Annotated in this window: 17 protein-coding genes; 14 read left to right on the top strand and 3 right to left on the bottom strand. The window is 49.2% G+C overall.

The window, feature by feature from the left end; all coding sequences use genetic code 11:
- The first annotated feature begins 269 nt into the window (after positions 1–269).
- The 6 genes from ABEA66_RS16755 to ABEA66_RS16730 all read left to right on the top strand — a co-directional run bounded on the left by ABEA66_RS16755 (position 270) and on the right by ABEA66_RS16730 (position 7,365).
- Positions 270–1,040 (top strand): IclR family transcriptional regulator, encoded by a 771-nt coding sequence (locus tag ABEA66_RS16755; protein ID WP_345589065.1) that lies wholly within the window; start codon positions 270–272, stop codon positions 1,038–1,040.
- Between the two features lie 34 nt (positions 1,041–1,074).
- Positions 1,075–2,676 carry an OPT/YSL family transporter gene (locus ABEA66_RS16750; RefSeq protein WP_345589321.1) on the top strand — a complete coding sequence of 534 codons (1,602 nt, stop codon included), beginning with the start codon at positions 1,075–1,077 and terminating at the stop codon, positions 2,674–2,676.
- A gap of 13 nt (positions 2,677–2,689) precedes the next feature.
- The gene (locus ABEA66_RS16745) at positions 2,690–3,751 is read left to right on the top strand and encodes an S-methyl thiohydantoin desulfurase family protein (RefSeq protein WP_345589064.1); all 1,062 of its coding nucleotides are present in this window, start codon (positions 2,690–2,692) and stop codon (positions 3,749–3,751) included.
- Between the two features lie 252 nt (positions 3,752–4,003).
- Positions 4,004–4,567 (top strand): alkyl hydroperoxide reductase subunit C, encoded by a 564-nt coding sequence (ahpC, locus tag ABEA66_RS16740; RefSeq protein ID WP_079911665.1) that lies wholly within the window; start codon positions 4,004–4,006, stop codon positions 4,565–4,567.
- 13 nt (positions 4,568–4,580) lie between these two features.
- Positions 4,581–6,110 (top strand): alkyl hydroperoxide reductase subunit F, encoded by a 1,530-nt coding sequence (gene ahpF, locus ABEA66_RS16735; protein ID WP_345589061.1) that lies wholly within the window; start codon positions 4,581–4,583, stop codon positions 6,108–6,110.
- Between the two features lie 298 nt (positions 6,111–6,408).
- A complete protein-coding gene (locus ABEA66_RS16730; RefSeq protein ID WP_377739479.1) occupies positions 6,409–7,365 on the top strand; it encodes an SDR family NAD(P)-dependent oxidoreductase in 957 nt (318 codons plus the stop codon).
- Between the two features lie 45 nt (positions 7,366–7,410).
- Here ABEA66_RS16730 and ABEA66_RS16725 read toward each other — a convergent pair whose 3' ends face one another.
- Positions 7,411–7,794, bottom strand: coding sequence for a DUF421 domain-containing protein (locus tag ABEA66_RS16725; RefSeq protein ID WP_345589057.1), 384 nt, complete (start codon positions 7,792–7,794; stop codon positions 7,411–7,413).
- Positions 7,785–8,111: a DUF421 domain-containing protein gene (locus tag ABEA66_RS16720; protein WP_345589055.1), complete on the bottom strand. Its 327-nt coding sequence runs from the start codon at positions 8,109–8,111 to the stop codon at positions 7,785–7,787. The genes ABEA66_RS16725 and ABEA66_RS16720 overlap by 10 nt, the downstream gene beginning before the upstream one ends.
- A 160-nt stretch (positions 8,112–8,271) precedes the next feature.
- On the opposite strand from ABEA66_RS16720, the gene ABEA66_RS16715 reads away from it, so the two are divergent.
- From ABEA66_RS16715 to ABEA66_RS16695, 5 genes are read left to right on the top strand one after another with little or no spacing between them, the layout of a single operon-like run.
- On the top strand, positions 8,272–10,602 hold the full coding sequence (locus ABEA66_RS16715) for a xanthine dehydrogenase family protein molybdopterin-binding subunit (protein WP_345589319.1): 2,331 nt from the start codon (positions 8,272–8,274) through the stop codon (positions 10,600–10,602).
- On the top strand, positions 10,583–11,416 hold the full coding sequence (locus ABEA66_RS16710; RefSeq protein ID WP_345589053.1) for an FAD binding domain-containing protein: 834 nt from the start codon (positions 10,583–10,585) through the stop codon (positions 11,414–11,416). Before ABEA66_RS16715 ends, ABEA66_RS16710 begins: the two co-directional genes overlap by 20 nt.
- A gap of 3 nt (positions 11,417–11,419) precedes the next feature.
- Complete coding sequence (locus tag ABEA66_RS16705; protein WP_345589051.1) at positions 11,420–11,896, top strand: (2Fe-2S)-binding protein; 477 nt, start codon at positions 11,420–11,422, stop codon at positions 11,894–11,896.
- Positions 11,897–11,929: 33 nt separating this feature from the next.
- A complete protein-coding gene (locus ABEA66_RS16700; protein ID WP_345589049.1) occupies positions 11,930–12,976 on the top strand; it encodes an XdhC family protein in 1,047 nt (348 codons plus the stop codon).
- A complete protein-coding gene (locus tag ABEA66_RS16695) occupies positions 12,973–13,593 on the top strand; it encodes a nucleotidyltransferase family protein (protein WP_345589047.1) in 621 nt (206 codons plus the stop codon). Before ABEA66_RS16700 ends, ABEA66_RS16695 begins: the two co-directional genes overlap by 4 nt.
- On the opposite strand, the gene ABEA66_RS16690 is transcribed toward ABEA66_RS16695, so the two are convergent.
- Positions 13,560–14,582 carry an FUSC family protein gene (locus tag ABEA66_RS16690; protein WP_345589045.1) on the bottom strand — a complete coding sequence of 341 codons (1,023 nt, stop codon included), beginning with the start codon at positions 14,580–14,582 and terminating at the stop codon, positions 13,560–13,562. The two genes, ABEA66_RS16695 and ABEA66_RS16690, sit on opposite strands and share 34 nt — an antisense overlap.
- A gap of 276 nt (positions 14,583–14,858) precedes the next feature.
- Between ABEA66_RS16690 and ABEA66_RS16685 the strand changes: the two genes are divergently transcribed.
- From ABEA66_RS16685 to ABEA66_RS16675, 3 genes are all read left to right on the top strand, one after another.
- Positions 14,859–15,698: an SPL family radical SAM protein gene (locus tag ABEA66_RS16685; RefSeq protein ID WP_345589043.1), complete on the top strand. Its 840-nt coding sequence runs from the start codon at positions 14,859–14,861 to the stop codon at positions 15,696–15,698.
- A gap of 333 nt (positions 15,699–16,031) precedes the next feature.
- Positions 16,032–17,879, top strand: a complete 1,848-nt coding sequence (locus ABEA66_RS16680) for a sigma-54-dependent Fis family transcriptional regulator (RefSeq protein WP_345589041.1) — start codon at positions 16,032–16,034, stop codon at positions 17,877–17,879.
- A 102-nt stretch (positions 17,880–17,981) separates the two neighbouring features.
- Positions 17,982–18,938, top strand: a complete 957-nt coding sequence (locus ABEA66_RS16675) for a 2-keto-3-deoxygluconate permease (RefSeq protein ID WP_079911651.1) — start codon at positions 17,982–17,984, stop codon at positions 18,936–18,938.
- Positions 18,939–18,978: the final 40 nt, after the last annotated feature.

Here is an 18,978-nt window from a genome sequence, read left to right as displayed (position 1 = left end):
ATAGTCATCATTTTACTGTGGCACTGATCGCAGCTCCCAATAATGAAGGACACTATCTTCCATCGTTGCGCGATAAATATAAGGAGTTAAGCTCAAATAAGGCGGCTTAGCTCCTTTTCTCATGCAAGGAGTTTATCGCGGTTAAACGGCTTGGATCATTCAAAATTGTACGGAATAGTTTTTCTTGAATTTGCAAACGAAACTGACTATACTGTTTTTAATCAAAAATAGATACACTGGTTCTAATATAGGGACAAGGAGGATTGCTTTTGTTAAAAACGCTGGATAACTCATTGAAATTGTTAAGTTATTTTACGAGAGAGACGCCGCAATGGGGGGTTCGGGAGCTGGCAAAGGAAATGAATATGAGTCACTCCATAGCTCACCGGATCCTATCAACCTTCGAGGAGCACGGGTACTTGATCCAAAATCAAGAAACAAAGAAATACACGCTAGGGATCAAATGGATGGAGCTCGGGGCTGTCGTGAAGGACAACTTCTCCATTTCCGATTTTATGCTTCCTGTCATGCGCCGTCTTGCCGCTGAAACCGGCGAATCGACCTATTTGATTTGGCGAGATGGGGATGAGGGCATTTGTGTTGAGATTGTAGAAAGCTCGCAGACGATTCGGTACGGTGTTACCGTCGGCAGTCGCTCGCCTCTTTGTGTGGGCGCTTCCAACAAAGTGATCATGGCCTTTCTGCCCAAGGATGTCCAAATGGCCATCATGGATAAGGGATTGCGCCGATATACGGATCGAACGATTGTATCGAAGGAAGAGCTGAGTCGGGATCTGGACGATATTCGAAAAGCAGGCTGGGCCTATTCCATGGGAGAGTATACGGAAGAGGTTTTTGCCATAGCCGTTCCAATATTTAATGCCCGTCATGAAATCATGGCTTCGTTGGCGATTGGCGGACCCGACTTTCGGATGCCGGCCGATAAAATCGAGCCTGCCCTCGAGCATCTTAAAGCGGCCAAGTCCGAAATTCAAAGACTGCTTGCTCAGAACCCAGAAGCATATCGGATGCTTCCATAACACCTACAGCATAGAAGGAGATTACAACATGAACATGGACCATTCAAAGAAAAAGCATCCGTCTGCTTTGGAGCCGCTTACATTAATCTTGACTATTGTCACGTCGGTTTTCGGTGCGATCATCGGGATGCAAATCATCACTTCACTCGGGATCACACCGAGCACATCTATTATCGGCGCGCTGATTGCGATGCTTATTGCCAGGGTTCCTGTCGCCATCCTGAGCAGATACCGTTCGGTGCATCGACAGAACCTGGTTCAAACGGCGATATCGTCAGCGACGTTTGGGGCGGCCAACAGCTTATTAATCCCCATCGGGATTCCTTTTATGATGGGCAAGCAGGAGCTGATTGTTCCAATGCTCGTAGGTGCTGCCTTGGCGATGCTCCTTGATGCCACGCTGTTGTACAAGCTGTTTGATTCCAAAATTTTTCCGGCCAAAGGAACATGGGCGCCAGGTGTAGCCACAGCGGAATCCATTATGGCCGGTGACCAGGGTGGTAAGCGTGCGGGACTGTTGGGGCTTGGTACGTTGATCGGTTTAGGCGGCTCTTATTTTCACATCTCCATGTCAGCCTTCGGGGTTGCTTTTATTGGTAATATCGGGGCGCTGATCATGTTCGGAATCGGTCTAATGATTCGGCAGTATTCCCTGCCTTGGTTCCATTTTGACATCAGCAAGTATTACATAGCGCACGGTTTAATGATCGGTGCCGGTCTCGTTGCGCTATTCCAGGTCGCGTCACTGATCCTCAAGAAGCAAAAGGAACAGGAGCCTGCCCAGCAGGAGCCCACCTCAAGCTCAGCTTCATCAGGAACGGTTTCAACCAAGGCAACTAGACGCGTATTAGGATATGGCTTTCTTCTATATTTAGGGATCGCCCTGATCATTGCGATTGTTAGCGGAATACTGAGTGAAATGTCAGCCGGCATGTTTATCGGTTTCCTGCTTTTCGCTGCTTTTGCGGCGTTTGTGCATGAATTGATCGTCGGCATTGCGGCGATGCACTCCGGCTGGTTTCCCGCTTTTGCCGTTTCCTTTATCACTTTGCTAATCGGGATGCTGATCGGATTTCCGCCGGTTGCATTGGCATTGCTGGCAGGATTCAGTGCGGCGACAGGGCCTGCCTTCGCGGATATGGGTTATGACCTGAAGACAGGCTATATCCTGCGCGGGAACGGTGAAGACATCGAGTATGAGCTGCAGGGCAGAAGAGCCCAATATATTACGGGAATGATTGCTTTCGGCGTATCGCTTTTGACGGTTATCCTTACTTATCCCAGCTACTTTAGCAATCATATGGTTCCTCCTATTGATACCGTGTATGCGTCAACGATTAGTGCCGGCACTACACCTGACGTCGCTATGCAATTAGTCTTATGGGCTATACCGGGAGCGCTCCTTCAGCTGATCGGCGGATCGAAGCGGCAGCTGGGCATTTTATTTGCTACCGGTTTGCTGATTCTGACACCGTACGCTTGCTGGGCTGTGCTGGCGGGGATTGCGATTCGCCTGATCGTCTTGAAGGTCAAAGGTAAAGAAGCGGAAAAGACGATGAGTATAATGGCAGCGGGATTCATTGCCGGTGATGCTTTGTACAGCTTCTTTAATTCCGTGTTCAAATTAAAAAAGTAAAAGAGGGATTGGCATGTCAACGATGACACTGGATCAACGCATAATGGAATATGCCGTTTACGGCGGAGCCGTGCTCGGAGGAGGGGGCGGCGGCTGGATCGAGAGAGGACTTGAGATCGGCAAGCTTGCTCTTGAGCTCGGGGAACCGAGGCTGCTTACTGTAGACGAATTGAATGACGAAGATCTTCTTGTTACGGTAGCCCTAGTCGGCGCTCCCGGCGCTAAGGACAAATATTTGAAGCCGGTTCATTATATCCGGGCTCTTGAAATGGTATCGCAGAGAGTGCAAAAGCCGATTCAAGGCTTGATTACCAACGAGAATGGCGCAGAGACAACTGTGAACGGCTGGTTCCAATCCGCGATGACCGGCATTCCGGTCATTGATAATCCTTGCAATGGCCGCGCGCATCCAACAGGCTTGATGGGGGCTATGAATATTTCCGAATTGCCCGATTATATCTCCCATCAAGGTGCAGTCGGCGGCAAAGGTGGCCGTTACATCGAAATCGGCGTATCCGGTGTACTGGAAAGATCCGCATCAATGGTGCGTAATGCGTCGATTGAGGCCGGCGGGATGGTTGCTGTGGCCAGAAATCCGGTTACCGTCCGTTACGCCAAACAGCACGGTGCCCCAGGAGCCATCCGGCAAGCAATTGAGCTTGGGGAAGCCTTGCTGAATCATAGGGGAGAAGCGGCTATTGATGCGGTCGTAAATAAGCTTGGCGGACGCGTAGAGACAACGGGTACGGTGACCGATTTCCGGATGGAGACCAAAAATGGCTTCGATGTCGGTATCGTAACGGTTGACGGAAAATTTGAATTGACCTTCTGGAACGAATATATGACGCTGGAGAAGGATGGAGAGCGGCTTGCGACTTTTCCGGATCTGATCATGACATTGGATACAGCCACGGCTAAACCGGTTGTTTCTGCAGCCATTGAGAAGGGGCAGCGTCTTACCGTGATATCGGCTCCCAAAGAACATTTGATTCTGAGCACGACGATGAGTAACGTAAATTTATTGAAGCCCATTGAGTCAACCATCGGGAAACCGATTGTTTCTGCTGCAGTTTAGCTTCTAGCAGTCGGGATCAACATCTACGTCAATATAACGAGGGAGACTTTTGCTAGCAAGCAACGGTTTCCCTCTTTTCTTCCTGATCCAAAGGACGTTATAGAATGAATATCCGGCATCCAACCGGAGTCTTCATGATTTTCATCATTCTTTCATAATTTCTTCATCATAACTTCATGATTAAAATGGCAGTTTGAGGTATCATATGATATGTACAAAAACGAATCCAATTTCTAAGGAGGAACTTTCACTATGTCTCTAATCGGAAAAGAAGTGTTACCATTCAAAGCATCAGCTTACCATAACGGCAAATTTATCGATGTTACCGAAGCCGACTTCAAAGGAAAATGGAGCGTTGTTTGCTTCTACCCTGCAGACTTCACCTTCGTATGCCCTACAGAGCTTGAAGATTTGCAAAACCAGTACGAAACCCTGAAAAGCCTGGGCGTTGAAGTATACTCTGTTTCCACAGATACTCACTTTACACATAAAGCATGGCATGATAGCTCCGAGACAATCGGAAAAATCACTTACATCATGATCGGCGATCCTTCTCATACGATCTCCCGTAACTTCGACGTATTGATCGAAGAGGAAGGCGTTGCAGATCGCGGTACGTTCATTATCGATCCGGACGGCGTTATCCAAGCGCTTGAAATCAATGCAGGCGGAATCGGCCGTGATGCAAGCATCTTGGTGAACAAGGTTAAGGCTGCTCAATATGTACGTAACAATCCAGGCGAAGTATGCCCTGCAAAATGGCAAGAAGGCTCCAAAACCTTGAAGCCAAGCCTTGATCTCGTCGGAAAGATCTAAGGAGCGATAACTTATGGCATTGGATGCGGATATCAAAGAACAGCTAACTCAATACCTGCAGCTCATGGAAGGCGATGTGCAGATCAAAGTGAGTGCGGGTTCTGATGTCGTATCCCAGGAGATGCTGGAGCTGATCGACGAAATCACCGGCATCTCCTCCAAGATCACGGTAGAAAGAACCGAGCTTTATCGCACGCCAAGTTTCAGCGTGAACCGTGCGGGTGAAGACACGGGTGTCGTTTTTGCCGGTGTCCCTCTAGGGCACGAGTTCACGTCCTTGGTACTTGCACTGCTTCAAGCAAGCGGCAGACCGCCTAAAGTAGAGCAGAACCTTATAGATCAGATCAAGGGCATCCGCGGCGAATACCGTTTCGAGACCTATGTCAGCCTGAGCTGCCACAATTGTCCCGATGTCGTCCAAGCTTTGAATCTGATGAGCATCCTTAATCCCGGTATCAGCCATACGATGATTGATGGCGCAGCCTTCAAGCACGAGGTTGAAACGAGAGACGTTATGGCCGTACCCTCGGTTTATCTCAATGATGAATTTTTCGGCAGCGGCCGTATGACACTTGAAGAGATTCTTGCGAAGCTCGGTAACGCTCCTGACGCGGCTGAATTTGCCGATAAAGAGCCCTTCGACGTCCTTGTCGTTGGCGGAGGTCCTGCCGGCGCCAGTGCGGCAATCTACGCGGCACGCAAAGGGATTCGCACCGGGATTGTCGCCGAGCGTTTTGGCGGACAAGTCATGGATACCATGGGCATTGAAAACTTCATCAGCATGAAGTATACCGAAGGTCCCAAGCTCGTGGCGAGCTTAGAGGAGCACGTGAAGGAATACGGTATCGACGTCATGAAGCTTCAGCGTGCCAAACGCTTGGAGAAGAAGGATCTCGTCGAAATCGAGCTTGAGAACGGCGCAGTGCTGAAGAGCAAAACCGTCATTCTCTCGACCGGTGCCCGTTGGCGCAATGTCGGGGTTCCGGGTGAAGCGGAATTCAAGAACAAGGGGGTAGCTTATTGCCCTCATTGTGACGGTCCATTGTTCATCGGGAAGGATGTAGCTGTGATCGGCGGCGGCAACTCCGGTATCGAGGCGGCTATTGATCTGGCCGGTATCGTGAAGCATGTGACGGTCCTCGAGTTCATGCCTGAGCTTAAGGCCGATGCCGTCCTGCAAAAACGGCTCTATAGTCTTCCTAACGTGACGGTCCTCAAGAACGTCCAAACCAAGGAGATTACAGGCACGGACAAGGTAGACGGAATTACCTATATCGATCGCGATTCGGGTACTGAACACCATGTCGAATTGCAAGGGGTATTCGTTCAAATCGGTCTTGTTCCTAATACCGATTGGCTGGGCGATACAGTTGAACGTACTCGCTTCGGCGAGATCGTAGTAGATCGTCATGGCGCTACGAATGTGCCGGGTGTATTCGCTGCTGGAGACTGCACCAACAGCCCTTACAAACAAATCATTATTTCTATGGGATCAGGTGCCAATGCAGCCTTAGGCGCATTCGACTATCTAATCCGTAATTAATAATTACCATGCAATAACTCTAAAGTCCCCTTACTTAAGGGGGCTTTTTTGTACATACGACAAAAACACTCGCATCCCGTTTTCCGCCTATACGCGCTGTCCATGATGGTCCAACTCCTCTATCCGTGCTCAAACTTACAACCAGTCGTAAAGCTTAAGGAACGGCGTGCCGCGGCGCTGTTCATTAATTGTTTGTAAATCGGCAAAATAGTTATTGACTAATCAATAACAACTTGGTATAGTTTTCACATAAGTTAGTGATTGATCAATTACAAATTAAAAGGAGTGCTGATGAATGATGAATAAAGCGATTGTGGTGGGCGCAACCGGAGGTACGGGTGCTGTTATTACGGCGGAGTTGGCAAAAAGGGGCATTCCCGTCATTGCCTTCGGGCGGTCACGCCAAAAGCTCGAGGAGCTTGCTAGAGAGCTCGGTAATCCAGGGCATCTATCTTTGGCTACTGGGGATGCGTTCAAGCCGGATGATATCGCTAGGGAGGCGAAGGAAGCAGATGTATTGTTTCATTGTGCCAATGTCCCTTACCACGAGATGGAGAGCAAGCTGATTCCCCTGGGTGAATCCGTAATGAAGGCAGCTAATCGACTGAGCTTGAAAGTAGTCGCAATAGACGGTATCTACCCTTATGGAAGGAGACAGACGAATCCGGTTACGGAGGAGCATCCCAAACAGCCGCATACTAAGAAAGGAAAAGTGCGTCTTGCTTTCGAGCAGATGATCTTTAGCGGCAGATGGGAACAAACGCAGGCTATGATAGTTCGTTTGCCGGATTATTACGGACCGACTGCGAATCAGGCTTCGTATCTGGGCGGTACACTCGAAGCGATCGCTGCGGGCAAAATGGCCTTTTTCATTGGCAACATGTCCGTACCTCGGGAATACGTATATTTGCCCGACGCGGCTGTGATGGTTGTTGAGCTGGCGGGACGCGACCATGCATACGGGCAAAATTGGAATATTCCAGGCTCCGACGTGATTTCCGGACATGAGATAGTTCGGATTGCCAGACAAGCGAGCGGAATGAAGAAGCCCGTTATTGCCCTTGGCAGGTTCGGATTGTCGCTGCTGGGCCTATTCGTTCCTGTCATGAAGGAGGTTGTTGAAATGTTATACTTAACGGAGGAACCGCTGCGCTTAAGCGGGGAGAAATACAGGCGCCACATCGGACCGATTCCGGTTACGAAGCCAGCAGACGGGATTGCAGCAACAATCCGGGAATTGCAGAACAGAAAGTGAGATATTTTTGAGAAATAGTAATTGATTAATCAATAAAAACCGGTTCTATCTACCGCTTTGAAAAGATGATGATTTTAAATCCACAAAAAGACTGCCATCACTTTGAAGCTCGGCAAAAAACACCTCTTGAATAGAGGCGGCGCCGGACTGCCTTAGTTGTTCTTCCAGCCACTTATAGCTCAGTTGCAGCTCTTTCAAATTTCTTTTGACAACCTGGCCATCGACGATGAGCTCGGTAGGGAGATACAAACGATCTTGAACAGGCAGCTGGAGATCCTTTTTTGTCGGGCTTTCCATGTCTTGCTTTTTTAATACGCTTAGTCTGCCGTTAGGCTCCAGGATCGCATAATCGACCTCCCGGATGGAGAACACATTTTTGTCCCTTAGCAGCATGCTTAAATCATCCATATATAATTTGCTTAAAGCCATCGCCTTTTGCTGTAGTTTGCCATGCTTGATGACGATTGCAGGACACCGTCGAATAGAACTCTTATCATCGGTGATTTAAGGCTTAGCTGCTCGACAAAGATAGTCAGCATTGCCCAAACGGTCATGGCTGAGATACCGGAAACGATTTCGTCTTTATGTAAAACCATCTCACCCGCAATGTTGCCAAGGGCAATTCCTGTAATGTAAGTGAAGAAGGTCATTTGACTTAATTGTTTTTTTCCTAAAATACGCGTTAATAACAGCAAAACGATAAAGCCTAATAACGTTCGGATGGAGCTTTGCCATATTGCTTCCATAGTGCAGCTTCAGATCCCTTCCTTGTACCATATAAAATAGGTTCTCCTTTATCTGGAAGTTCATTCATTTAAATAGTTAATACGGACAACGTCTCTTGTATATAGATAGAAAAGGAAGATAGGTACGTGCGAATGAACTCAATGTAAGGAGGGGGTCTACATCCGACGGTCGGTTGGGAAAAGCATCCCCAGAAAAGAATCGTGGGATAAGGTTACAGGGGCGGCGCAATACGTAAATGATATTCCGGCATCAAGGCTGCTGCATGCGAAGCTTGCTACAAGTCCTCACGCCCACGCTCTAATAAAATCAATCGATTCATCCGAGGCCATGAAGATTTCTGGTGTTAAAGCTGTCGTTACAGGTCGTTATTATCCCGTCTTGACCGGGACGCCTTTGTCCGATCGCCCTCCACTTGCAATAGATAAGGTGAGATATTACGGCGAACCTGTGGCGATAGTTGTCGCAGAAGAAGAATACATAGCTGAGATGGCGGCCCGTCGAATCAAGGTAGAATACGAGCTGTTACCCGTCGTTCAGTCCCCCAAGGAAGCTTACCGGAGCAATGCTCCGATCATTCATGAGCGGTTGGAAGAGTATGCGCGCCATGAGGAGGTGTTCCCGGAGCCAGGGACCAACGTTGCAAACCGTACTAAAATACGCAAGGGGAATTTGGAAGAGGGATGGAGGACTAGTGACCAAATTATTGAAGTCGAGGTTCGTTCACCTCAGTCAGATCATGCTGCGATGGAAAGACGCTGCAGTACGGCCCAGATTATGCCCGACGGACAAGTGATCATCCATTCCGCATCCCAATCACCCTATGAAATTCAGAAGGAGATCAGCCAAATTTTCCATATTCCGATTCATCAGGTGACTGTCCATACTCCGCTGGTCGGAGGCAGCTTTGGCGGGAAATCCACGATACAGCTGGAGTTTCTTGCTTATATGGCTAGCCTTGCTGTAGGCGGCAAAGCGGTAAGATTGATTAATTCCCGTGAAGTGGACATGGTCACTTCTCCTGTTCATATTGGACTCGAATCCTCCATAAAGCTTGGCTGCACCCGTGAAGGCAAACTGATGGCTGCAGAAATATGGTATTTTTTTGACGCCGGAGCCTATTCGGACAGGGGAGCGATCATGAGCCGGGCCGCAGCTGTCGACTGTACAGGGCCGTATCACATCGAGAATGTTCACTGCGATTCTTTGTGCATGTACACGAACCACCCGTATTCGACTTCCTTTCGGGGATTCGGCCATCCGGAACTGACGTTCGCCATAGAAAGAGCAATGGATGAGCTGGCGAAACGAATCGGGATGGATCCTTTGGAATTTCGATTTTATAATGCGATAGGGCCTGGGGCTACGTCTCCGACACAAACAGCACTGAATAGAAGTAACCTGGGCGATTTGCCCATGTGCATTGCGAAATTAAAATTACTAATCCACTGGGACGACCGTCCCCAGCGTGAAATTCATGGTCATCTCGTCAGGGCAACAGGGGTTAGCTGTTTCTGGAAAAATTCGAGTACGCCGACAAATGCCGGAGCGGGAGCCACTGTAGTATTCAATCCCGATGGGAGCGTGAATTTGCTTTGCGGTGCAGTGGAAATTGGTCAAGGGACGAGGACCGCGCTGACTCAATTGTTAGCCGAGCGCTTGCGAATGGACGAACAGAGGATCCACATAACGCCGGATGTTAACACAGCAACCGATCCCCATCACTGGAAAACCGTGGCTAGCCGCAGCACCTTTCTAGTCGGTAATGCGATTCTGCAAGCGGCCGATGATGCCATCCTTCAGTTAAAAAGCATAGCGGCTGCCATAATGCAGTGCTTGCCAAAAGACTTGGAAGTAGGGGGTGGCCGGGTTTACTTGCAGAATGACCCTGATAGAGGGATTCCTATTGAGAAAATCGCTTACGGCTATACATACCCGAATGGCAATACGATCGGAGGACAAATCATCGGCCGCGGAAGCTACGCTATGCGGAACCTGACTTTATTGGATCCCGAGACTGGAAAAGGGAACCCCGGGCCGGAATGGACGGTTGGCGCTCAAGCGGTAGAGGTGGAATGGAATAGCAAAGATTTCACATACAAAATCATCAAAGCGGCAGCGGTCTTGGATGCCGGCAAAGTGATTAACCCTGCATTAGCCCGCAGCCAAGTGACAGGCGCCATGAGTATGGGCTTAAGTCTGGCAAGCCGGGAAGCTTTTGCATTCAATGAACAAGGTGCCGTCCTTAATCCGCAATTTCGAACCTACAAATTGATTCATTACGGGGAGCAGCCACAGTACTTCGTTGAATTCGTAGAGACGCCTCATTGGGAAGCGCCTTACGGCTTGCGCGGCATCGGGGAACATGGCTTGATCGGCATGCCCGCGGCTTTGGCCAATAGCTTGAGTATCGCCGCCGGTGTGCAGCTGAACCATTTGCCTCTGACGCCCGAGATGATCTGGAGGACGATACATGATACCGCTGAACTTTGAATACTTCAAGCCTTCTACCATTCAGATGGCTGTCGAACAGTTTCAGCATTTGCAGAAGCAGGGGAAGCAGCCTATCTATTATTCCGGTGGAACGGAAATCATTACATGGGCTCGAACTCACGCCATCCATCCGGATGCTGTTATAGATTTAAAATCTATACCGGAATGCAATGTGATGGACTTCCGTAACGGTTCGCTGATCATCGGGTCCTGCGTCACGTTATCCGCATTATCCGCCGCGAATCTGTTTCCATTGCTCAGCCAAACGGCCCTTGGAATAGCTGATCAAACAGCTCGGAACAAAATTACGCTGGGAGGAAACATCTGTGGCAAAATTCATTACAGGGAAGTAGTGCTTCCACTTCTTCTGGCCGATAGCCGTGTGCTTGTTGCAGGAGCGCATGGCATCCGGGAGGCTTCGATCCATCAGGTGTTTTCACAGCAAATCAGACTGGAGAAAGGTGAATTTCTCGTACAGATATTAACAGACCAAAGCAATTTGTCGCTGCCTTTCGTACATTATAAAAAACGGCAGATTGGGAGCATCGGCTACCCCGTAGTGACTCTAGCTGCGATGAAGAAGGACCATCAGGTTTATACGGCTTATAGCGGCGTCTGCTCGTTCCCGTTCCGATCCATCCCGATGGATGAGTTATTGAACGATTCTTCGATGGCATTGGAGACCAGAATAGAACTGGCAATCGGCAAGCTTCCCGCCCCATTGTTGACTAATGTCGAGGGGTCTGCCCCTTATCGCCGGTTCGTCCTTAAACAAACGATAGCGGATACGTTGCACTCATTGGAAGGCAGGTGAAGGATGGTGTTGCGCGATTCGACTATGGTTCAGGTGCAATGTGAAGTCAATGGCGAGAAACGAACGATTCATGCAAGAGCCGCCGAGCTTCTTTTATATACGCTTCGTGATCATCTCGGGCTTACGGGAACCAAATCCGGCTGCGATAATGGCGATTGCGGCGCTTGTACCATTTTATTAGGTAACCTGCCCATGAAATCGTGCTTAATGCTCACCGTGGAAGCCGATGGAAAGCAGGTAACGACAATTGAAGGCCGGATGAATTCCCCGGTACAAGAGGCATTTGTTCGATATCAGGCGTTCCAGTGCGGATATTGCACGCCGGGGTTTATCATGAACTGCGAGGGGTTACGAAGGGCACATCCCCATGCAGATGAAGAAACCATTCGGGTGTGGCTTCAGTCCAACATTTGCAGGTGCACGTCCTATGAAGAAATATACCTTGCGGTAAAGGAAATATTATCCCCGAAATCATCATGATGGACTAATCTCGAAGCAGAGGGAGGGAAGAGTTTGGCGCATATACATCGAATTCTGGAAGCTGTCCGACGTACCGGAGCTAGGAGTGTATTGGCTACAATTACTCATGTGAAAGGGAGCGCCTACCGGAAAGAAGGGGCCAACATGCTGTTTCAGGAGGACGGTTCACAAATCGGGGTTCTCAGTGCCGGGTGCTTGGAAGCTCACCTTGCAGCCTGCGTTCCAGATGTATTGGAAACCGGACTTTCCCGCAGCTTTGTGTTCGATATGCAATCATCGGATGTGTTGTCGTGGGGGGAAGAGCAGGGGTGCGGCGGTATTGTTCAGGTGATAATGGAGCCGGTAGATGATATTCTCAAGGATCATTTAGCCACATTGAAGCATTACCTGGATCAGCAAAACCCGGTTATGGCGATCAAAAGATTCGAACCGGATGGCTCCGTTGCCGAATACGGGTTCTTGACCCAAGATCTCCGCCTGTTCGGAGAATGGAGGGGAGACCTTCCTGTGTCACTCGCAGAGTTGATGTCGACCGGGGCGGGGTCACACTGCAATAGCGGTAACAGATTCCTTTCATCCTACCCATCCTCCTTGTTTGTGTATAGATATGAACCCAAGCCGCGACTCGTCTTATTCGGTGCCGGACCCGATGCAAGACCGCTTGCCGCTTTGGCGGCTGCAGCCGGCTTTTCCGTGTTGGTTAGCGATTGGAGACCCGCATTGTGCGACCGGCGTTATTTTCCGGATGCCGATTCCATCCTTGTTGGGTTTCCCGAAGAAACGATACCGGAGATTTCGTTTTCACCTTACGATTTTGTAGTTGTGATGACTCATCATTTGAAAAGGGATCAGGAGCTGCTTCGGCTGCTGTCTATGAAGCGTATTCGCTATCTGGGCATTCTGGGATCAAAAGGAAGAACGGAACGTTTGCTATCCGATGTGCCGGTTGCTGTGAAAGCTCAATATCCTGTCGGGCTCGACATTGGAGCGGAAGGGCCTGAGGAAATTGCCGTCAGTATTGTGGCTGAGCTCATAGCCGTGCTTAGAAAAAATAGCGCTGCAGGGATTGGTGCACCGTGAAGCGGAATAAGATCGTAGGGATTTATTTGGCCGCAGGACTAAGCACCCGAATGGGTTCGGATAAGCTTAGGCTCCCGCTGGGATCAATGCTTTTGGGAAATTATGCGTTGAGAGCGGCCTTAAGCTCCGACTTGGATCATGTAGTGATAGTGTCGGGGGACAGTGAAGCAGATTGGATCGACAGCTCATTGTATGAGGAGCCAATGTCTCGGAAATGGTCCGTTGTTCCGTGTTCTGATGCACACTTGGGGCAAGCGAGCTCTTTGCGGTGCGGTGTCATGGCTGCACAAGAGATGGAAGCGGAAGCGATCATGATCCTGTTAGCGGACCAGCCTTTGATCACTCCATCAATGGTTAATAAACTTCTGCTCGCATATCAATCCCATCCCAACAGCAGCTTTGCAGCCTCAAGATATGAAGGCTTGGCAAGACCGCCGGTACTTTTTTCAAGGGGAACATTCCCAGACCTGCTCACGCTGCAGAAGGACCAAGGGGCGAGGCGGCTTATCCGCAACGATCCCTCCGGTATTTGTCTAGATTTTGTGAGCCCGCACTTGTTTATGGACGTGGATACTCCGGATGACTACAGGAATTTACTGGAGCTCTGGAAATCCTGAATCACCTGTTCTGCGTTCATATATAACGCAAGCGGATACTGCTCATTTTTTAAATGAGCGGGAGCTTGGATTTGTTGGGTAGACGTTTTAGAAATGGTGTTAGCAGCTTCAGGTTCCTCCAACCCTTTTTTCCAATGCTTGATGTGACTTGATAATTCGAACAAATGTTCGGACCAGATGCGTTGATGATCAATTGCAAAATGGCCGCTTTCGGACCATTTCGTTAAAACCCGCAGCATGTCAGCCAGATTGGCATATCCGGACCGCAGCCGCTCCATGTGCCTCGTCAGCTGGTTCAAGATCATGCGTTTCCTGGCACCTAACGGATTGTACTTCAAGCTCTTATCCGCTTGATCCAGCTCAGTCGTTGTCTGATGCAGCTCTTGAAATAACGACTGCAATTGATTTTGCAGGGCTTGAGCTTTATGAGGGGGACAGCCTTCCTTGATCCAAAGCGCTGTATTGGTAAACTGGTGGGACAAATGATCTGAGAAATGGACCATCTTTTTGCGGGCTTTGTGAATGGAATCGGGCGGGAACACCAGCAAATGAATGACCAAAGCGACAACAGCTCCGATTATCGTATCGCGTACCCGGTCCATGGGATAGCTCGGCATTTTGCTTTGAAAGTACATGACCAATAAAATGCTGAGGGCAACTTGTACCAGGATGGCATGGTCTAATTTCAACCAAGTTACCAATAGAGCTCCGACCAACAGAAGGAGGCCGATACTCCAACCGCTGGTGCCAACTATAGGCGCAATCCATACGGTAAACAGGACGCCGGCAATGGTGCCCGCAATACGCTGCCATGCAAATTGAATGGACTTATCGATGGTTAATTGAATGGATAAAATGACCGTCAAAGGTGCAAGGTACGGATGCTGGGACCCGGCCCATTCCGCAATTTCCCACGAAAGAGCTGCCGCCAGCGGGATTTTCCATACGATCGCCTTGTTCTTGATAACATCCATCCATTTCTGCTTCATTGGCTTCACTCCATCCTCTTAATGCCGATTTGTTGCGGCAAATACCTCGTGATGTCTCCCTCGGCGGTTATCGTGACGGTTCCCTACAGTTTACCATTTCCCTGTATTAGGATTATCAATTGCTTGTCTGGTATACGTGAGCGGCTCTTATTTGAATAATCGAAAAGCAGTAGACAGAGGAAAGTAACGGAAGAAGGGAGAAGGGTGTGTTCGGATACCTCACAAAATGATACAGTTAATAAAGAAGTCAAATCGGTCAACGGAGGTTAGGGCACCATGCGGATGGAAATAGCAAATATCCTTTCGAAAAAAATTCTTAGCGATGCCAAGGGATACTTGGATATTGGTTTTACTCATTCCTTAAATCCGTACAGCGGCTGCGCTTTTTCGTGCAAGTACTGCTATGTGAGAGAAATGCCGATCCAAAAGTTCAAAGATATCCCTTGGGGAGAATGGATAGACATCAAAACAAACGCCGCTGAAAATTACAGGAAGGAAATCACTAGCCTTCGTCGAAGAAACAAGCCGGTTCGTCTGTTCATGTCCTCGGCGACCGATCCGTATCAGCCTATTGAGAGGGAAGCGGCTGTTACTCGGCGGGTACTGGAAGAAATGCTGGAAGCTCCGCCGGACCTGCTGCAAATACAGACCCGCAGCCCCCTTGTCACAAGGGACTTGGATTTGCTGGTGAAATTGAAAGATCAATGCAAGCTCCTTGTATCCATGACGATCGAAACAGACCGGGAAGATATCAAGCGAACGTTTGCTCCTTATGCTCCGGGAATCCGATTGCGTGTAAAAGCATTAAAAGAGGTACATGAGGCAGGTATATCCACACAGGCTTCTATTTCTCCTGTGTTACCGTTTACCCCTGATTTTCCCAAGGTGCTCGAAGGCATTGCCGATCGTATTTGGATCGATACGCTTCATATCGGCGACGGTTCGATGGGGAAGCGTTCAGAGCGTTTGGGCACGTCCCGTATATTTGAAGCGCATGATTTATCGAAGTGGTACCAAAAGGACATCCATTTTAAAGTTGAAAAGTATTTTATGAAGTTTTTTCCAAGCGATAAGATACACATCTCCAAAAACGAAGCTTTTCCCGTGGACATATAAAGGCTAGGCGATATTTTATGTTCACTTCTCCGCTAATTTCCCCATATATCACATACTTGTGATGCCTTACTTACGGGCGTTTCGGCCCAATCAACCCATTCCAAAATGTTACCTTGCCGGTCTGATAAGCAGATCTGACAGACTAATCAACCGGCCCTCTCAGGTGAATTCTATTAGCTCACTTTTGGGAAAATAGTTGAAGCAACGGATAAAACCCTTAAGATTGTTTAAAAAATGAACATATACATTTGAATAGACCTCCAACATTTGGTTTGTAATGAGGTATAATTATGTAGTAATGATTAATTTAGCAACAAAGCTTGGAGGATTTTTATGCAAACGAAAATTCGCGTATTAGCGATTGCGCCTTATCCCGGCTTAAAGGATGTACTGCTTGATGCGGTAAGTCAAGAAGAGACGATTCAAATGGACGTAGAGGTTGCCGATTTGCAGGAGGCTATCCCGCTCGTACAGCATGCAGAGGAAAGCGGATATGACATGATTGTGAGCCGGGGCGGTACGGCAACGGTGATTCGCGAGCATGTGACCATTCCCGTCGTAGACATTCCAGTTTCGGGATATGACATCCTGAGGGTATTAACGCTTGTGAAAAATTCCAACGCCTCCGTGGCTATTATTGGATTCCCTTCCATATGCCGCGGGGTTAAAGAAGTATCCAGCCTGTTGCAAATGGACATCCCTTCCTATGAAGTGCAGCACAAGTCCGAGGTTGCGGCAGCGCTGCAGAAGGCTTTTCAATCGGGTGTCCAGCTTGTACTCGGCGACATGGTTGCTATCCGTACTGCTCAGGACAAGGGGCATCGGGGCATATTGATCACATCCGGCAGGGAATCGGCGGCGGATATGCTGGGCGAAGTGCACAGAGTGTACGAGGTGTACCGCAAAGGTCAGGAGCAGGTGCGCTTTTACCGGCGTTTGCTGGATGCGGATTCTCGCGGGATCATCGCTCTGGATGACAAGCGGCGTGTCGAATATGTTAATGAGGCGGCTTGCCGGATGCTGCGTCAGGCAGAAGGAACACTGCGGGGGCAAAACATCGTCCTGGCCTCGGCCGCCTTGGCGAATGTAATCAAGCAGACCGGAGAAAGCCGGAACACCTCAGACCGCGAGCACTATGTGCATTTGTTTGATGAGCAGTACAAGGTCAGTGTCGTGCTTCGAGAGGAGGAAGAGCATCGGGGCTATTTGGTTTATCTGGAGTCGCTTACCGCATGGAGGAGTGAGCGTCGATTTGAAGCATACATCCCGTCACGTCTTGCCACGTTCACACAGCTTGTAGGCACAAGCCCGACACTGCAAAAAACAGTCAACCGCGCCAAAAAATTCGCCGAATCGGACCGGAATATTTGGATATCGGGGGAGAGGGGAAGCGGCAAGTTCATGTTCGCGCAAGCGATCCATTCGTCCAGCCGCCGGCAGCAGGAAGGCTTTTATATGATTACATGCGAGGATGTAACCGATGAAGAGATGAACCGGCTTGTTTACGGAAGCGCTGGAGTTCCCGGGTTATTGCACGGAGGTTATACAGGGACACTGTATTTTAACCGCGCGGACCGTCTAAGTCCGGAGGCGCAGGAGATCGTTCTGCAGCTCATTCGCAGCAACCACAACTTTCGCTTTATTGCCTCCTCCTCCACTGCTATGTCCAAGCTGGCCAAACGCGGCGATTATAACCAGGACTTGATTTATGCTGTAGGTGAGCTGCATCTAACCGTTCCGCCGCTCCGCGAGCATCTGGAGGACGCGGAAGAAATGATAAGGGGACTCATAGCAGAATATAATTCACAGTTCGGGAAGCAGATTGTAGGGATGAGAGAGACGGTGCTCGAGCGGCTCATCCAATACGATTGGCCTGGTAATATCCCGGAATTTGAGAGTACGATCCAGGAAATGCTTCTTATGACAAAAGGTCATTATACCGAGTGGGAAGAGGTCCATGAAGTCTGGGAGCGTCTGATACAGCATGCAGGCTCCGGCACATCCCGCGCAGCGTATGCTCAGATTGATTTAAGCGGTACGTATGAGGAGATTGAGGAACGGATCCTGTTGCAAGTGCTGCAGGAAGAGGGAATGAATCAATCCAAAGCCTGTAAGAGACTTGGCATTAATCGGGCTACACTGTGGAGAAAAATGAATAAAATGTTTAAAAATAAAACATAAACAGGATTGAGTGACGAAGAAAGAGCTTGTTATAATACTAAAGAAAGGTCTTATAACTTTCATATTGTTGCAAAATAATACAAACATCTTGGAGGGTTACTTGTGAAAATTAAAGCGACAATTGAACGCATTCCCGGCGGAATGATGATTGTACCTTTGCTTTTGGGTGCCATTATTAACACGCTCTTTCCTTCGATTCCCAAGACGTTCGGTTCGTTTACCGGAGCGTTGATGACCGGTTCGCTGCCGATTCTGGCTGTATTCTATGTCTGCATGGGTTCGACCATCGATTTTAAAGCTACCCCTTATATTTTGAAAAAAGGCGGAACGCTGCTCGGGACTAAGATTTTAACTGCGGTTATCGTCGGCTTGATTGCCTCAAGATTTCTCGGTGAGGGCATGATTGAAAGCGGATTATTCGCAGGCTTGTCCGTCGTAGCGATTGTAGCAGCGATGAATGACACGAATGGCGGCTTGTATATGGCGCTGATGGGCCAGTTCGGTAAGAAGGAAGATGTCGGGGCTTACTCTATTATGTGCTTGGAGTCCGGTCCGTTTCTTACGATGATTACACTTGGCGTAGCAGGTTTGGCTGCATTTCCATGGCAGACGCTTGTAGGAGCCATCCTGCCGCTTGTGGTCGGCATGATTCTGGGGAACCTGGATAAAGAGCTGCGCGAGTTTTTGGGTAAGGCCGTACCGGTGATGGTTCCTTTCTTCTCATTCGCCCTTGGCGCCGGCTTGAATTTGCAAAATGTATGGCAAGCCGGTATTCTCGGTGTGCTGCTCGGTATTGGTGTTGTTGTTATCTCAGGAATTACCCTTCTGTTGATGGATCGTCTGACAGGCGGTAACGGGATTGCAGGCTTGTCCGCGGCATCCACAGCAGGGAATGCAGCAGGAGTTCCGGCGGCAGTAGCCGCAGCCAACTCCGTGTACGCTCCGGTTGTTCCGTCAGCGACGGCCCTGGTGGCGTCGTGCGTTATCGTCACAGCGATTTTGGTGCCGATTGTCACGGCCTGGTGGGCCAAACGCGTCGGTGTAACGGCACGGCAATAACCGGCAGGAAGGCGTGTTCCGGCAGGTTTGCCGGACATGC

It is taken from the genome of Paenibacillus vulneris, assembly GCF_039543185.1.
Lineage (GTDB): Bacteria > Bacillota > Bacilli > Paenibacillales > NBRC-103111 > Paenibacillus_S > Paenibacillus_S vulneris.
Note: the sequence above shows the minus strand (reverse complement) of the source record. Positions and strands in the feature narration are given on the sequence as shown.